Below are 15,391 nucleotides of genomic sequence, written 5' to 3'. Positions count from 1 at the left end.
CTACACTTACTTTCCTTATAATACTTTAATATAGCTGTTTTAAGTTTTTCATTCTCAATTTCTCTTTCTGATTTTTTAGGATTTACCTTACTATAATATGTGCTACGTGGAATGCCTAAAATAGAGCACATCTTTTTAACCCCATAGCTTTTCCTATTATCTTCTATAACTTGTATAATTTTATTCAGTTCTCTTTCGCAAATATGGCCATAGCTTTTTTAGCTAAAGCTTGCTTCGCTATAATATTTCATTTTCCTCTTTAATTCTAGCCATTTCTTTCTTTAATTTAGCTACTTCCTTCAATGTTATGACATCATCTTCAGATATTTTTATTTCTTTGTTAGCTTTTATCCAGCCATTAATAGTTGATTTTGCTATTCTATATTCACTACTTATTTCAGAAATTGTCATTCCAGACTTATATAAATCTGATATCATTTCTTTATAATCTTATGTGTATTTTTTACCTCTACACATAGTAGAAACACTTCCTTTCTCTAACTAAATATTATTTTACCTAGTTCGATAAAACGTGTCCACTATTTTATACTAACATCAAATATCTCCTTCTTTATTTTAACATAATCTTTACGTGTATTTTACTCTTGTATGATTTTTCCTTCCCATCTATTGAACCATAAAATTGATAAAATCAGAATAATAGAAGTCAAAATAATCATAGAAGCAATTCCAAAAATAATAGGTGAATTTGAAAAATTCAAATAGTTTTCTAAAAATCTGATACCACATTCCCAAGGAATTATTGGCCAAATTTTATCGCCGATATCAGTTTGAAAGTAACCTGCTAGAATTGTACCAGCTATTCCTAGTAAAACAGAGACAGTAGATCCGAATCGAAAAGCAATTGATAAATGTAATGAATATATAAACAAGTTACTAAGTAAGAATATTAGAAATATACCGACATATAAATTCAATGAAAATATATTCATATCTAAAAATAAATTGGTACCAATATAAAAACATAATTCATAAAGTATTAAATTTATTGCTGATAGAAATAGCATAAATAATAGTTTCCCTAGGTAAATACTTATTCGTGATTCCACTAGTCCTAGAGTATTTTGAATAGCGTTTATATTTCTTTCCAATTGAGTAAAAGCAGATACAGAAATACCTATAAAAATTGGATAACACATCTGTAGTATAATAAAAAATACTCTTACGTCAGTAATGATATGATATCCTGAAATAGTGTAATAGTAAAGAAATAAAAATGTAATCACTATAGGTGTTAACAAATGTAATAAAAGAAGGGAAGTTCGTTTTAATTTGATAAAATTAGAACTGAACTCTCTCAAAATTATCATTTACGATACACCTGCTTTCCATACCAAACTGAAAACAAGCCGGTAAATGCAACTACAATAAATATAGAAATTAATATTAAAAATGAACTTTGACCTAAACTTAAAATATATTTTGAACCTGATTCAACTAATAATCCGTTTGGTAAAACTCCAAATAATGTAGTCATCAATCTAGCAGTCCAGCTATATGGGAAAATCCAAAATAAAGGAGTCAATGCAAAGAATAATCCACCGAAAGCACTTAAGAATAAACTTAGTATAATAGAAGCAATAAACCCTACTTTTTGATCTAAAAATAAGCATAAAGGTATTTGCCATAATAAAGAAAACCATAATAGAATATATCCTAAAATATAATGTCCAATATATACAATTGCTACTGAAAATCCTGATAATACTAATTCAGAGATAATAGATATAAATGACAATAGCAATGATATTACTAAAAGGTTAAGTGCTATCAAAATTGTCTTTGAAATAAATATTTTCTTTAGATCAATAGGCAAACTATAAAGCGTTCTATATTTATGCTTTTTTTCTTTTTTATTCACTTGATGACATAAAAACATAATTGATAATGATGCAATTGGCATACTCCAATTACAAACTATAGAACTTGAAAAGCCTCCTAAACCAATACCAACAAACATGAAAATCATAGCTATCAAAATTAAAGCTAATGGTATTAAGATGGTGAGTTTTCTGAATAGTGAGTGCTTAAATTTTAAATTTTCTGCTTTTAAATATGATTGTAACATTAGGATTGACGCTCCTTTCTTATAATATCCATAAACAATTGCTCTAAATCTTCACTTGCATTAACTGAATCTTCATATAGGAGTGTTCCATTATATATAATTCCAATATCATCAGCAACTTGTTGTATTTCGCTTAAAATATGGCTAGATATAATAATAGAAATTCCTGAGTCTACTAATCTTCGAATCATTTTTCTTAATTCTTCAATTCCAAAAGGATCTAGTCCATTTGTAGGCTCATCTAAAATAAGTAGTTTAGGATTATTTAATAATGCTAATGCAATTCCCAACCTTTGCTTCATTCCTAATGAAAAATCTGATGTTTTTTTATTTTTTGTATCCATTAAGTCCATTTTTTCTAAAACTTCATTACATTTTTTTAGTGGAATACCTAAAAGTATTGCACGAACCTTTAAATTTTCAAATGCAGTTAAGTTCTCATATAGTGGTGGTGATTCAATCAATGAACCAATATCTAACAAATCTTTTCGTGTCCAATCATGATTATTGAATAATATTTCACCTGATGTGGGTCTAACAATTCCTGCAATCATCTTTAATAAGGTAGATTTACCTGCACCATTAGGTCCTAATAGACCATAGACAGAATTTCTTCTTACAGAGATTGATAAATTTTTTACTGCATATGTCTTTTTAAATTTTTTAGAAACACTATTTGTTTTTAGAATATATTCATGCATTATTATTACCTTCTTTCTTTTTTTATTTAATAAAGAACATTTCGTAGAATATTTATAATTCCTATATTTAACAATAATTATAATAACAACCAATTATAAGGATTTTATAAGGAAATAAAAATATTCCATTTGAATAAAAAAGTAAGTCACTAGAATATCTTCCAGTGACTTAAATCTTTCGATTAATGCATTACTAAATAGTTAATCGGTACTTACTCAGTTTTTTGTGATAAGCTAATGTTTATTTAAATTCGATTGTTACCAATCCACCACAATCATAGTTTTGTAGTTTAATCTGACCTGAATGCATTTTTACTACTTGTAAAGCAAACCATAGTCCAATTCCATTATGATTACTCTTGGCACGAGCTGTATCATCACGCCAAAGGCGTTTAGTTGCGTGTTGTAGTGCTGCCTTACTGAAACCAGGACCTTCATCACGCACAATAATTTGCCATCCGCCATTTACCATTTTACCTTCTAAATAGACATTTCTACCTGCATTTGTATGTTCAATAGCATTTTGTACTATATTTCCTAAAGCTCGAAGCAAGCGTTCTTCCTGTATATTTGCAATACCATCTAATTTATTTTTTTTTTGCAAATAAATTTTCTTATTTTCTGCAATAGGCATAGTATTTTGATATAACTTATCAAGTAAATCGTATAATCTTATTTTTTCAAACTCTTCATCTATCCCTATTGAAGCTTCTAGTAGACTTACTACATAGTTTTTTGCTCTATCATTGCTTGATATGATTGTTTTCACCATTTTTAGAGTATTATCAGGTAAGTCTTCATATAACAGAAGTTCAGCATTCCCACCTATTAGGGTAAGTGGAGTTTTTAAGTCATGTGCAAGAGCTTCTATTTCTGACTCCCGTTCTTGCTTCGCTGCCCACTGTAAAGATAAAGAAGTATACAATGCTTTTCTCATATGTTCCATAGCGTCAAGTGCCTGATCATACTCCCTTATGCCTGCATGAGGAATTTCAAATTCCAACTCTTGTGAAGCTACTTTTTCACTTACTTGACTAAATAGTTTCAATTTTGTAGCAAGATTATATCTAAGCCATAAAGTATTAAAGATTAAGCAAAGAATCCATGCAATACCTAGTGTACCCCACCATAGATATTCAAAAGGAGGAAGTATATTTCGTAAAGTAGGATTTATAAACTCTCTCCTGTAATTCCAACGAATTACTATAGTACTTTCATCTTGGTAGGTATATCGTAAACTATGTATATCATTTATATTCTCTTTTAAATACATAGTTAATATTTCTAGTTCTTTTCCTTCTACATTACTTTCTAATATCTCACCACTTTTGTTAAATAAAGCATACTTTGCTAGAAAATTATTATTAGGTGAAATGAAATTTAATGGTTTTCCAGCTAACATTTTCTCCACTTGTTGGTTAGATACTGATCCATGATAAATAAAATCTTTTTTTTCTAGTAATTGTAATGTGGTTAACCATATTATGAAACAAGACAACATACATCCTAGCATGATGATAGTAAAACGTAAAAGTACAAAAGAAAGACTTATAGAATTTTGTCTTTTCGCCATTTATAACCTACCCCCCAAACAGTTTCAATAGGATTAAGGTTATAAGCTTTTAGTTTAGCACGAATATTTTTTATATGCTCTACAATAGCTGATGAATCACCGTCAGCATCAAAACCAAAAACAGCTTCATATAATTGTTCTTTAGTAAATACTTGTCCTATATGTAAAGCCAAGTGTTCACTTATAGCATATTCACCTTTAGTAAAGAAAATGGTATCCTCACCTACAATAGCCATTTTTTCTTGCATGTTAAAACGCACACCACTTCTACTAAGTGTGTGTGTTGGCTGACGAACTTCTCGACGTAGGTGAGCATTTACTCGTGCTCGTAATTCTGCAATACTGAAAGGCTTCTTAATATAGTCATCAGCTCCTAATCCAAACCCTTGTACAAGAGCTGTATCTTCAGCTTTTGCAGTTAAGAAAAGAATTGGGCAATCTACTTCAGAGCGTATACGACTACAAAGAGAAAAGCCGTTTTCACTCGGCATCATTACATCAAGTAAAAGAAGATCATATTGTTGACATTTACTAGGCTGTATTGTAGTAGCATCTACTTCAGTATCTACTTGATGACCATCTTTTTCTAATGTAGCACGCACTAAATCCAACATATCAATATCATCATCAATAACTAATAATTTCGACATAAACTATTCTCCTAAGTTTAAAACATTTTAATTTGATTATAATATAAAGATTTTTATTTCACTAATGAAAATTTTATAAAATTTTATTCTTAATAAGAGTTAATTGATTTATATAACTCCTAGATAGTTCAGTAGACTTATATCTCATAATGTAAGTATATCATGGAATGCGTACATGCTGTTTTCCAGCATACGGCTACTCATAATAACTTTTACATTTAAAACATCTTAAAAATCAAACTAACTCACACAATAATAGAATCATAAGTTAATTATAGGATATTTTGTAAATTATTCTACTATAAATTTTCAAAAATTATTTACTTCGCAATATAATAAAGTTATTCATTAAAAAATATTTTTCATAATTACTAATTCTACTAAAACTCATTATTTAATATATAATTTAATAAAATTATAATATTAACCAGACATAGAAACTTTTTTAAAACTATTTATGTTTCTTAATTTTATATAAAGTAACAAACAAAGCTAGTATTTGTGCTACTCCAAAAGAGAATATCAATAATTTTGTGTAAATTATATAAAAAAATATATTGAGGTTTAGATAATAATTTATTTAACCCTTTTTTCTTTTTATATAATTATATTGAATATAAATTGATGTTAGTATAAAATAGTGGACACGTTTTATCGAACTAGGTAAAATAATATTTAGTTAGAGAAAGGAAGTGTTTCTACTATTGGTAGAGGTAAAAAATACACAGAAGATCATAAGGAAATGATATCAGATTTATATAAGTCTGGAATGACAATTTCTGAAATAAGTAGTGAATATGGCATAGCAAAATCAACTATAAATGGCTGGATAAAAGCTAACAAAGAAATAAAAATATCTGAAGATGATGTCATAAAATTGAAGGAAGTAGCCAAATTAAAGAAAGAAATGGCTAGAATTAAAGAGGAAAATGAAATATTAAAAAAAGCTATGGCCATATTTGCGAAAGAGAACTGAATAAAATTATACAAGTTATAGAAGATAATAGAGAAACTTATGGTATTAAAAAGATGTGCTCTATTTTAGGCATTCCACGTAGCACCTATTATAGTAAGGTAAATCCTAAAAAATCAGAAAGAGAAATTGAGAATGAAAAGCTTAAAATAGCTATATTAAAGTATTATAAGGAAAGTAAGTGTAGGTAGGTCATTCCAAAGATAAAGATAATGCTTTCTAAAAATGGATTTAATATATCTATAAAAAGAACTCAAAGATTGATGAGAGAATTAGGAATAAAATCTATAATAGTGAAAAAATACAGACCAACTTCTAAGAAAAAGCCAAAAGAAGGCTTAGAAAACGTTTTGAAACGTGATTTTACAACAACTAGCATAAATGAGAAATGGTCAGGAGATATAACTTATATAAAAACTCAAAAAGATGGTGGTGTTATTTAGCTTCTGTACTTGATTTGCACTCTAAGAAAATAGTGAGATACTATTTCGGTAAAAATATGACAAATAATCTTGTTATGGAGTTACTAAAAAATGCTTGTTATCTTCAAGGTATAGGCAAAGATATTAAAATAATATTTTATAGTGATTTAGGTTCACAATATACGAGTAATGATATGAAAAATCTATGTAATGAATTTAATATAATACAATCATTTAGTTAAAAGCTTGTCCCTATGACAATGCTTGTATAGAATCATTTCATACTGTTTTAAAAAAAGAAGAAATTTATAGAAATACTTATGAAAAATATGAAGATGCTAAAAAAGCAATCTTTGAATATATATAAAGTTTCTATAATAGTAAAAGACTGCATTCATCTCTTGCTTATAATACTCCTAATGAGATAGAATTTAAAGCTTTGAATGTAGCCTAAATAAGTTCGAATTTTTGTGTCCAAGATATTGATACAAATCCAACATTGTATTATTAGATAAAATGTACACAATTAAAAGAATTAATGTTACTACTGAACTTATTATTGATTTTCTAATTTCATAATTTTCTCTAATATATTCTGCTTTTTCAACTAATCGTTTTAGTTTTATACCAAAAACTAAACTTATTATATTCAATAATAAACATAACCCTTTTAATAATATCATAATAGCTTTGCTCCAAATTAATTTTTTATATGTTTTATTTATATTTTTAAAATAACATCTGAAAATTTATGAATAATAAATTTTAATCCTTCTATAACTTTAGATATTTCACTTTCAATAGTATTCCCTACAATAGAAATAAAAGGAAGTAAAACCATTCCAACTCCATATGTCAGCCATCCAACTACTCCAACCAAAACTACTGTAGCAAAAATATTTTCTTTTTTATAATCTTTAAAAATAACATTGCTTTTAATAGCTGTTTCAAATGCTGGAATTTGAAGCGTAACTCTTTTATATTTATTTATTCCTGGGAATATAGTTATAATAAATCTTTGATATATGGATTCGCAGATCTATGTGGACAAATAATATCATATTTTTTCATTATTCTTCTAATGCATTTTAGATTATAATTAATACCGATTTATCTAAGTTATACTTTTAGTATAGCATTTAATTTTTTATTTTTAATATTTGCAACAGAACCTAATATTCCATAACAAAATCCAAATAATATAAAAAAATTTTTAATCATAATTTTTAAAAATTTTACTTCTTTATATTTAACTGCATATTTAGTTATTATATATAATAACTAAATATGCATGTTTTCTCAAAGCAAGTTATCTATTACTATAAAATCAAATTAATATATTTTTAAATAGTATTTAATTAATATTACTTTACCTTTAAAGCATTTTTTACTGTTGATTTATATCCAGTATATGTTGCATAGAAATATCCACCATAAACAATTAACATTATTAATCCTGTTACTAAGGATGAAGCTCCTATATCTGGTTTATTAATCCTATTTAAGAATGCATTTACAACCTTTATTGCAATTACTGAATGTACTGAAGCTACAACTAATGGTAATCCAAAATAAATACTTACTTGTGTAAATATTGATTTATTTATCATCTTTTGAGATACACCAATTCTTCTTAAAGATTTATATCTATCAATACTATCGCTAGCTTCTGACAATTGTTGAAGGGCAAGCACAGCAGTACTTGATATCAAGAATATAACTCCTAAATATATGCCTATGAATACTACTATATTTGTCATTCCATTATTATCTTCATAAATACGTGCTCTTGTATTACCTATTACAAAGCCATATTTACTTGAATCAACCAAGCCATCTCTATATTCATCGAATAACTTTTGTACTCTTTGTTCTTCTTCCTTTGAATTTTTAGGGAAGTTTATATTAATTTTGTTTGAAATAGGCTCTAAATTAGAAACAACATTATCTGGCACTATTAAAGTAAGCAAGTTATCTGTCATTCCAGTACTTTGAAATGCCTCTTTTATAACTTTTTCCTCTCCAATTAAGGTATTATTAGCAATCTCATACCCTTTACTATTAATTTCTATTTTATCATTATTTTTAAGAATATTTTTTAAAGTATTCTCTACTTCACCTAAGTTAGATGAAATTAACACCTCATTATTACTTAAATACACTGATTTTTCACCGCTTAAAGTTCTTATATTATTATATGAACTTATACTTATTGCATTTATTCCTTTATAAGTTATTACTTTCACTATATCTTTTATATTTTTATCTTCTGCATTTTTATTTAATAAGTTTTCTAAATTAGTTTTTTCTAATTTATATTCATTATATGAGACAATTTTATCCTCCGGATTAAACTTGAATCCTAACTCTTTTATTAATTCTTCAGCAGTTTTTATTTTACTATCCTCATTAATATAATAAGTAGCAGATGCATCAAATGGAGTTGTATTTTCTAAACCTTTTTCTAAAGCATTTTTAAAACTTAAGCCAGTTGCTAATGTACTTATTGTCAAAAATAGCATAAGACATATTACTGTCATTGATAAAAAGTTAGTATTTATTTTACTATTCATTTGTCTTAATACAAAAATATTTAATCCCTTTAAGTAAACATTCTTATTCTTTTGTAAAACATGTAAAACAAATCCTGCTAAACTAAAGAATAAAAGTAATGTTCCTAAAACACCTAATAATATTGATATGCAAAACATATTATTCATAGGATTTAATCCAACTTTAATTACTAATTTATATGCAACTCCTAATACTCCTAAAGATATAAAGAATATTATTGCTGTTAATATAGGATTTTTTATTTTTATATCCTCATTCTTCTTAGCAGCTGTTAACATATCTATAAGTTTATATTTTGAAATTACAAAAGTATTAAAAAGCATAACTAAGATAAAAATTATACCAAAGTATAAAATAGTTTTTAAAATAGCGTCAGTTGATAATAAGAATTTATAATTACTTAGAGATACTTCAAATAATTTAGCTGCAAAAGCAGATATCCCTTGAGAAACTATTATACCTATTCCTAATCCTACAACTAATGATATAATTCCTACTAGAGCTGTCTCATATGTAAGTATTTTTGAAATTTTGTTTTTTCCCATACCAAGGGTCATATATATACCTAATTCTTTTTTACGTTTTTTAACTAAAAAATTATTCGCATAAAGAATTAATCCACCTAAAACACAAGATATAAATACAGATATTCCAGATATTAAATATTGTAATGATTTTATATACTCAGACTGTCTTTTTCCAAGTTCTAAAAAGGCTTTTTGATCTCCTATTGAGTTAAATGCATAGAATAGACATACACCTAAAGTTAATGTTAGAAAGTATATTGAATAATCTTTAAAGCTCTTTCTAACATTGTTTAAAGCAATCTTAAAATACATCCCTATCATCTCCTCCAAGAAGTGTTATAACCTCAATAATTCTATCAAAAAATTCTTTTCTTGAATCTGTTCCTCTTACTAATTCATTAAATATTTTTCCGTCTTTTATAAATAAAATCCTATGAGCATAGCTTGCTGTGAAAGCATCATGAGTTACCATAAGTATTGTAGCTTCTAAATCCTTATTTAAACTTTCAAAAGAATCTAAAAGCATTCTAGCTGACTTTGAATCTAAAGCTCCTGTTGGCTCATCTGCTAAGATTAATGATGGATTAGTAACAATCGCTCTAGCAGAAGCAACCCTTTGTTTTTGTCCACCTGATATTTGATATGGGAACTTATTTAATATTTCATCTATACCTAAACTCTTTGAAATTTTTTTAATAAGAGCATCTATCTCCTTAGGCTTCTTACCTTGTATTGTTAAGGCTAAAGCTATATTTTCATAAGCTGTTAATGTGTCTAATAAATTAAAATCTTGGAATATAAATCCTAATTCATCTCTTCTAAACTTCTCTAATTGCTTTGATTTTAATTTTGTAATATCTTTTCCATTAATAACTATACTTCCTGTAGTAACATTATCTATAGTTGATATACAATTAAGCAATGTTGTTTTACCACTTCCTGATGGTCCCATTATTCCAACAAACTCACCCTTATTAACTTTAAAGTGAATATTGTCTATTGCTTTTGTTATGTTATCTTTGTTTCCATAATATTTTTCTATATTTTCCACACTTAAAATATTTTTCATATTTTATTCCTCCTCATTTTATCCTACAATGTTATTTTATGCTCTTTAAAAGAAATTACATATTTATTTGTCTTTCATAAACCTTACAATGTTGTAAGACTTCTATAAAAAATACCGCATACTCATTTATGAATAATGCGGTATAAATTATCTAATTTATTATTATAGTATCTCCTATTGGGAAAATTATGCTAACTTCTGTTCCTTCATTTTCTTCTGAGGTTATTTTTAGACCTAATCCTAGCTTATCACAAAGATTTTTGCATAGATATAACCCCATACCTGTAGATTTAGTAAATCTTCTTCCATTTTCTCCAGTAAAGCCTTTTTCAAAAACTCTACCTAAATCTTTATTAGGTATTCCAACACCACTATCTTTTATTTTAATAATTATGCTATTTTTAGATTTATTGGCAAATATCTTAACTCTACTATTTTTAGAACTATATTTTATTGAATTGTTTATAACTTGATTTATTATAAATTCAACCCATTTTTCATCACTATAAACCTTGTAATCTAAATCTTCCAACTCTATAGCTATTCTTTTGTTTATGAAATCTCTAGAATTTTTCTTAATTACATTTCTTACACTTTTCCCTAAGTAAAATTCTTTTACAATATAGTCTTTGCTAACATCTGTACTTCTAGCATAATATAAAGCTTGATCTATGTATTCTTCAATTTTCTTTATTTCCTTTTTAATACTTTCACTAGACTTACTCTCATTATTTTCTAAAATAAGCCTAGTAGAAGCTATTGGAGTTTTTATCTCATGAACCCATGTTTCTATATATTCTCTATATTCTTTTTGCTCAAATCTATATTTTTTAACATGCTCATGCATATCTTTATCAGTTTCTTTTAAAACTTCATATAAAAATTTACCATGATAAAAACTTGGCTCTTCTATTACTTCAGGTAATAAATACTTTCTGTCTAATTTATCTAAAGCAATGCTTAAGTTATCATAAAACTTTTTACTCTTATAAAAGTCTAAAATTATATATGTAAAAAGAGGAATAAACCAAAAGCATCCTATTAAAAATATTATTCCAGAACCAATATTACCTATGAACAATAAAACTGCTATAGTAGCAAAAATTATAAAGTTTACAATTAGAAAGAAGATTTTATCCTCAAAATAATCCCTTAGTTTCATGGCATAATATACCCTAATCCTCTTCTAGTTTCTATAGCACCTTTTACTCCAACCTCTTCTAATTTTTTTCTAAGTCTAGTTACATTTACTGAAAGAGTGTTATCATCCACAAAAATATCTGAGTTCCACATATAATCCATAAGATCTTCTCTTAAAACAACATTTCCTTTATTTTTTAAAAGATAGGATAATATCTTAAGTTCATTTTTGGTTAATTCTTCATCTTTTCCACTACAAGAAATTGTTCCATTAGATAAATTTAACTTTAAATCACCATATGTTAAAATTTCTTGTTCTGCTAAAGAATATGTTCTTCTAAGCAATGAAGCTACTCTAGCTAATAAAACTTGAGTATTATAAGGCTTTGTTATAAAATCATCAGCTCCTAAATTCATACTCATAATCTCATCCATATCACTGTCTCTACTTGTAACTATTATTATAGGTAAATTAGAATATTTTCTTATTTCTCTACAAATATGATATCCATCAAAATATGGTAAATTTATATCTAATAATATTAAATCTGAATTATTTTCTTCAACATACTCCAATATATTTTCAAAATCAGTTGGAGCTAAAACTTCATAACCATATCTAGTAAGAAGTTTTGTAAGCTCTTCTCTTATAGTATCTGTATCTTCAATTATAAGAATTCTCTTCATAATAACCATCCCTTCAATTTACATAGTGAATATAAATTCTATTTACATTTATTATATAAAAAAACTGTATTAAAACACTTTTTAATTTAAGCCCCATAATACAGTCATAATATAAAAAAATATTATTAATTACATAATATATATTTTCTATAAACTTTTAATCTATAAATTATACAAGATGCACTTCCTTTTAATATATTTGATATTGCTATGCTCCACCAAACTCCATTTATCCCAAAAAACTTGACCAATACCAATGCCATAGGAATTCTTAACATAGTAAATATTATACTTATAGCTGATGGTATTTTAGGAAGTCCTAACCCTGAGAATACTCCATTTGATATCATTTCAAAACTACTAAATATCTGAACTATTCCAAGTACTCTTAAATAACTACTTCCAATTATTATTGTAGCCTCATCCTTAACAAATAGTCCTACTAATAATCCTGGAATACAAATAAATAAGGCTGAGACAAGTATTGAGTAGATAGCTCCTAAAAATAAAGCTTTCTTATACCCTTCATTTACTCTATTTAATTTCCTTGCTCCATAATTTTGACCTGTAAATCCTGCTATAGCTCCGTTTAATCCTCCAACTACCATAAAGCTTACAGATTCTATTTGAAGTCCTATTTTCTGAGCTGCTATAGCATCTGCCCCAAAACTAGCTATAATTCTAGCTAATATGATATTTACTAAGGTAAAAAGTACCCTTTGAGATGCCATAGGAAACCCCAATCTGGCTATTTCTCTTACTTTTTCATAGTTTACTTTCTTTTTAAAATCAATTTTAAATATTCCTCTTCCATAATATATATACATAAAAAACATAAGTATACTAGCTAATAATGTTGCTACTGCTGCTCCAAAAACACCTAGTTTAAAAGTATATATTAATATTGGATCTAATATCATATTTAAAATTATACCTGTAGCACTTATTTTTAAGGCTACTTTATTATTACCAAAACTAGCTAATATTCTAGTAAAAAGATAATTAAAAAAGCTAAAGAATAATACTGGTGCACTTACAGCTAAATATATATAAGAATCTCTTTCAACTAAGGGATCATTTAAATTTAAAAATCCTATGAATCCTTTTCCAAAAACAACTAATATTAATGCATATATTAGTCCTATAACAAAATTCATTATAATACCATTTCTTATATAATCCTCTGTCTCTATTTCATTCTTTCTACCTACTTCATGAGAAACCTTAATTCCAGTCCCTGTTACCACTAAAGCATTTATAGAATATCCCAATCCTAAAAAGAAGCTTGAAGAACCAATACTAGCTACTGCATTACTTCCAAGCCCTCCAACCCAAAACATATCTATAAGCCCATAAGCAAACTGAAGGAATGAACTTCCCATAATAGGAAGTGCTAAGGTGGTAAGCACACTTAGTACCTTACCCTTGGTTAAATCTATTTTCTTCATTTACCATTTCTCCTATTTAAATTTGCCCATTTTTTATACGGCTTACTAAATCTTCTACCTTTTCTTTTATTTTATCTCTTATGTATATAAACTCTTCATCACTCTTTCCACTTGGATCATCTAAGCCCCAATCTTCTCTATGCTTACAAGGTAATGTTGGACATTGAACATTACATCCCATAGTTATAACTATATCTACCTTAGGAATTTCTCTTAATAATTTTGGTCTTTGATTTAATTCCATATCCACCCCAATTTCTTTCATTAATCTAACAGCATCTTCATTTATTTTATCTCTTTCCTCAGTACCTGCCGAATAACTTTCAAAAACATTTAATCCCAGTATCTTTCCAAAGGCTTCTGCCATTTGAGATCTACAAGAATTGTGTACACATATAAAGGCTACTTTCTTCATAATGATTCCCCTTTTACTAAACTATTTTTCATAATAACTTAACAGCTTCTTAAACATTTTAATTCTGCTTAGATTAGACTAATTTTCACCCTTTGTCATATTCTTTAAATAATTCATACTAATCTAAACATGTTATTATTTCCATAAGAAATAATATAGATTTATTTGCATTATTTAAATTTAAACTATAATGATTCCAAGTCCCTTCCTTTCTATATTTAACAAGGCCACATTCACTTAAAATCTTCATATGATGTGATAATGTAGATTGAGATATATCGAAAAACTTCAATATTTCACAAGCACATTTTTCTCCACTTGATAATAACTCTATTATTTTTAATCTATTCGAATCTCCCAAAGCTTTAAACACTCTTGAATTCAATTCAAAATTATCCTCCATATTTTTTCACTTCCTAATCTTAAAGTTTTTATAACTATATTTCAATTATAATTATATATCGATAATTGTCAATGTTATATATATCAAAACATAAATTATAATTCTTAAAATATATTTTTAATCTTTATTATATTTTTATACCTCCAATTCAAAAACAACTAAAAAAAGGTTGCAAAGTTAAATTAACTTATACAACCTTATTATTTTAATTTTAACAACTACACTCTTTTAATACGCTACTATTTCCTTAATTACAAACTCTTTTCCACCGATTTAACTATTGTTAGTTATTAACTACTACTTATTTTCTAAAATTAACTTTTTATATGCAGTAGTATCTTTGTAAATTTCATCCTTTAATGGATTAAGTTTATTCTTTCTTATTCTATTAAATTGATAAATTGCTAAAGAAGCATTTACAACTAAAGATATTAAGCTAACTACAAAGAAAGCAGTTTTATTATGTGTTGTATGAACTGGTGCTATTCTATCAGCAAATTGTGGAATAGTCATAACAAACATAATCCATAGAGCTAATGTTTGAGCTCTATGTTGTAACCAAGCTCCTTTTTTTATAAAGAAAGTTGGTATAGTACATGAAAGTAATAATGCAACTCCACAGTAAATTGAGTGATCTGATATACAGTTATAAGTATAAGCAAAGTTCCATAAATCATAAGCTATAACCCATGCCCATATCATATCTGGCCATATCATATC

General features: G+C 26.7%; 19 protein-coding genes. 4 read left to right on the top strand and 15 right to left on the bottom strand.

What is annotated here, in order from left to right:
* Window positions 1-237: 237 nt before the first annotated feature.
* The 6 genes from Q1J60_RS01020 to Q1J60_RS00995 all read right to left on the bottom strand — a co-directional run bounded on the left by Q1J60_RS01020 (window position 238) and on the right by Q1J60_RS00995 (window position 5,013).
* The gene (locus tag Q1J60_RS01020) at window positions 238-438 is read right to left on the bottom strand and encodes a hypothetical protein (protein WP_300257298.1); all 201 of its coding nucleotides are present in this window, start codon (window positions 436-438) and stop codon (window positions 238-240) included.
* Window positions 439-599: 161 nt separating this feature from the next.
* On the bottom strand, window positions 600-1,331 hold the full coding sequence (locus tag Q1J60_RS01015; protein ID WP_003470126.1) for a lantibiotic immunity ABC transporter MutG family permease subunit: 732 nt from the start codon (window positions 1,329-1,331) through the stop codon (window positions 600-602).
* Window positions 1,328-2,089, bottom strand: coding sequence for a lantibiotic immunity ABC transporter MutE/EpiE family permease subunit (locus Q1J60_RS01010; RefSeq protein WP_111946319.1), 762 nt, complete (start codon window positions 2,087-2,089; stop codon window positions 1,328-1,330). Before Q1J60_RS01010 ends, Q1J60_RS01015 begins: the two co-directional genes overlap by 4 nt.
* On the bottom strand, window positions 2,089-2,790 hold the full coding sequence (locus Q1J60_RS01005) for a lantibiotic protection ABC transporter ATP-binding subunit (protein ID WP_003470164.1): 702 nt from the start codon (window positions 2,788-2,790) through the stop codon (window positions 2,089-2,091). Before Q1J60_RS01005 ends, Q1J60_RS01010 begins: the two co-directional genes overlap by 1 nt.
* A gap of 241 nt (window positions 2,791-3,031) precedes the next feature.
* Window positions 3,032-4,363, bottom strand: a complete 1,332-nt coding sequence (locus Q1J60_RS01000; protein WP_300257295.1) for a sensor histidine kinase — start codon at window positions 4,361-4,363, stop codon at window positions 3,032-3,034.
* Entirely contained in the window at window positions 4,339-5,013 is a 675-nt protein-coding gene (locus Q1J60_RS00995) for a response regulator transcription factor (RefSeq protein WP_003470166.1), read from the bottom strand. The genes Q1J60_RS01000 and Q1J60_RS00995 overlap by 25 nt, the downstream gene beginning before the upstream one ends.
* Before the next feature lie 703 nt (window positions 5,014-5,716).
* On the opposite strand from Q1J60_RS00995, the gene Q1J60_RS00990 reads away from it, so the two are divergent.
* The 4 genes from Q1J60_RS00990 to Q1J60_RS13015 all read left to right on the top strand — a co-directional run bounded on the left by Q1J60_RS00990 (window position 5,717) and on the right by Q1J60_RS13015 (window position 6,775).
* Complete coding sequence (locus Q1J60_RS00990; RefSeq protein WP_300257304.1) at window positions 5,717-5,989, top strand: transposase; 273 nt, start codon at window positions 5,717-5,719, stop codon at window positions 5,987-5,989.
* A 191-nt stretch (window positions 5,990-6,180) separates the two neighbouring features.
* On the top strand, window positions 6,181-6,429 hold the full coding sequence (locus Q1J60_RS00985; RefSeq protein ID WP_423249100.1) for an IS3 family transposase: 249 nt from the start codon (window positions 6,181-6,183) through the stop codon (window positions 6,427-6,429).
* Window positions 6,375-6,650 (top strand): DDE-type integrase/transposase/recombinase, encoded by a 276-nt coding sequence (locus Q1J60_RS13020; protein ID WP_423249098.1) that lies wholly within the window; start codon window positions 6,375-6,377, stop codon window positions 6,648-6,650. Before Q1J60_RS00985 ends, Q1J60_RS13020 begins: the two co-directional genes overlap by 55 nt.
* 26 nt (window positions 6,651-6,676) lie before the next feature.
* The gene (locus Q1J60_RS13015) at window positions 6,677-6,775 is read left to right on the top strand and encodes an IS3 family transposase (RefSeq protein ID WP_423249099.1); all 99 of its coding nucleotides are present in this window, start codon (window positions 6,677-6,679) and stop codon (window positions 6,773-6,775) included.
* A 354-nt stretch (window positions 6,776-7,129) separates the two neighbouring features.
* Here Q1J60_RS13015 and Q1J60_RS00980 read toward each other — a convergent pair whose 3' ends face one another.
* From Q1J60_RS00980 to Q1J60_RS00940, 9 genes are all read right to left on the bottom strand, one after another.
* Complete coding sequence (locus tag Q1J60_RS00980) at window positions 7,130-7,288, bottom strand: hypothetical protein (protein WP_300257290.1); 159 nt, start codon at window positions 7,286-7,288, stop codon at window positions 7,130-7,132.
* 484 nt (window positions 7,289-7,772) lie between these two features.
* Complete coding sequence (locus Q1J60_RS00975) at window positions 7,773-9,821, bottom strand: FtsX-like permease family protein (protein ID WP_300257287.1); 2,049 nt, start codon at window positions 9,819-9,821, stop codon at window positions 7,773-7,775.
* Entirely contained in the window at window positions 9,811-10,578 is a 768-nt protein-coding gene (locus Q1J60_RS00970) for an ABC transporter ATP-binding protein (protein WP_300257283.1), read from the bottom strand. The genes Q1J60_RS00975 and Q1J60_RS00970 overlap by 11 nt, the downstream gene beginning before the upstream one ends.
* A gap of 151 nt (window positions 10,579-10,729) precedes the next feature.
* A complete protein-coding gene (locus Q1J60_RS00965) occupies window positions 10,730-11,740 on the bottom strand; it encodes a sensor histidine kinase (RefSeq protein WP_300257280.1) in 1,011 nt (336 codons plus the stop codon).
* Window positions 11,737-12,405, bottom strand: coding sequence for a response regulator transcription factor (locus tag Q1J60_RS00960; protein WP_300257277.1), 669 nt, complete (start codon window positions 12,403-12,405; stop codon window positions 11,737-11,739). The genes Q1J60_RS00965 and Q1J60_RS00960 overlap by 4 nt, the downstream gene beginning before the upstream one ends.
* Window positions 12,406-12,530: 125 nt before the next feature.
* Window positions 12,531-13,853, bottom strand: coding sequence for an MATE family efflux transporter (locus tag Q1J60_RS00955; RefSeq protein ID WP_300257274.1), 1,323 nt, complete (start codon window positions 13,851-13,853; stop codon window positions 12,531-12,533).
* A 16-nt stretch (window positions 13,854-13,869) separates the two neighbouring features.
* Window positions 13,870-14,268 carry an arsenate reductase ArsC gene (locus tag Q1J60_RS00950; protein WP_300257271.1) on the bottom strand — a complete coding sequence of 133 codons (399 nt, stop codon included), beginning with the start codon at window positions 14,266-14,268 and terminating at the stop codon, window positions 13,870-13,872.
* Window positions 14,269-14,386: 118 nt separating this feature from the next.
* A complete protein-coding gene (locus Q1J60_RS00945) occupies window positions 14,387-14,671 on the bottom strand; it encodes an ArsR/SmtB family transcription factor (RefSeq protein ID WP_300257268.1) in 285 nt (94 codons plus the stop codon).
* Between the two features lie 297 nt (window positions 14,672-14,968).
* Window positions 14,969-15,391: DUF5692 family protein (locus tag Q1J60_RS00940; protein WP_300257265.1), on the bottom strand; the 423-nt coding region annotated here is incomplete at its 5' end.

Source organism: Clostridium sp. (genome assembly GCF_029258205.1).
In the GTDB taxonomy this organism is placed as follows: domain Bacteria; phylum Bacillota; class Clostridia; order Clostridiales; family Clostridiaceae; genus Sarcina.
Note: the sequence above shows the minus strand (reverse complement) of the source record. Positions and strands in the feature narration are given on the sequence as shown.

Coding starts and splice junctions, on each gene's coding strand:
- Q1J60_RS01020 (WP_300257298.1), bottom strand. CDS start 438: ATGATATCAGATTTATATAAGTCTGGAATGACAATTTCTGAAATAAGT.
- Q1J60_RS01015 (WP_003470126.1), bottom strand. CDS start 1,331: ATGATAATTTTGAGAGAGTTCAGTTCTAATTTTATCAAATTAAAACGA.
- Q1J60_RS01010 (WP_111946319.1), bottom strand. CDS start 2,089: ATGTTACAATCATATTTAAAAGCAGAAAATTTAAAATTTAAGCACTCA.
- Q1J60_RS01005 (WP_003470164.1), bottom strand. CDS start 2,790: ATGCATGAATATATTCTAAAAACAAATAGTGTTTCTAAAAAATTTAAA.
- Q1J60_RS01000 (WP_300257295.1), bottom strand. CDS start 4,363: ATGGCGAAAAGACAAAATTCTATAAGTCTTTCTTTTGTACTTTTACGT.
- Q1J60_RS00995 (WP_003470166.1), bottom strand. CDS start 5,013: ATGTCGAAATTATTAGTTATTGATGATGATATTGATATGTTGGATTTA.
- Q1J60_RS13020 (WP_423249098.1), top strand. CDS start 6,375: ATGGTCAGGAGATATAACTTATATAAAAACTCAAAAAGATGGTGGTGT.
- Q1J60_RS00975 (WP_300257287.1), bottom strand. CDS start 9,821: ATGTATTTTAAGATTGCTTTAAACAATGTTAGAAAGAGCTTTAAAGAT.
- Q1J60_RS00970 (WP_300257283.1), bottom strand. CDS start 10,578: ATGAAAAATATTTTAAGTGTGGAAAATATAGAAAAATATTATGGAAAC.
- Q1J60_RS00965 (WP_300257280.1), bottom strand. CDS start 11,740: ATGAAACTAAGGGATTATTTTGAGGATAAAATCTTCTTTCTAATTGTA.
- Q1J60_RS00960 (WP_300257277.1), bottom strand. CDS start 12,405: ATGAAGAGAATTCTTATAATTGAAGATACAGATACTATAAGAGAAGAG.
- Q1J60_RS00955 (WP_300257274.1), bottom strand. CDS start 13,853: ATGAAGAAAATAGATTTAACCAAGGGTAAGGTACTAAGTGTGCTTACC.
- Q1J60_RS00950 (WP_300257271.1), bottom strand. CDS start 14,268: ATGAAGAAAGTAGCCTTTATATGTGTACACAATTCTTGTAGATCTCAA.
- Q1J60_RS00945 (WP_300257268.1), bottom strand. CDS start 14,671: ATGGAGGATAATTTTGAATTGAATTCAAGAGTGTTTAAAGCTTTGGGA.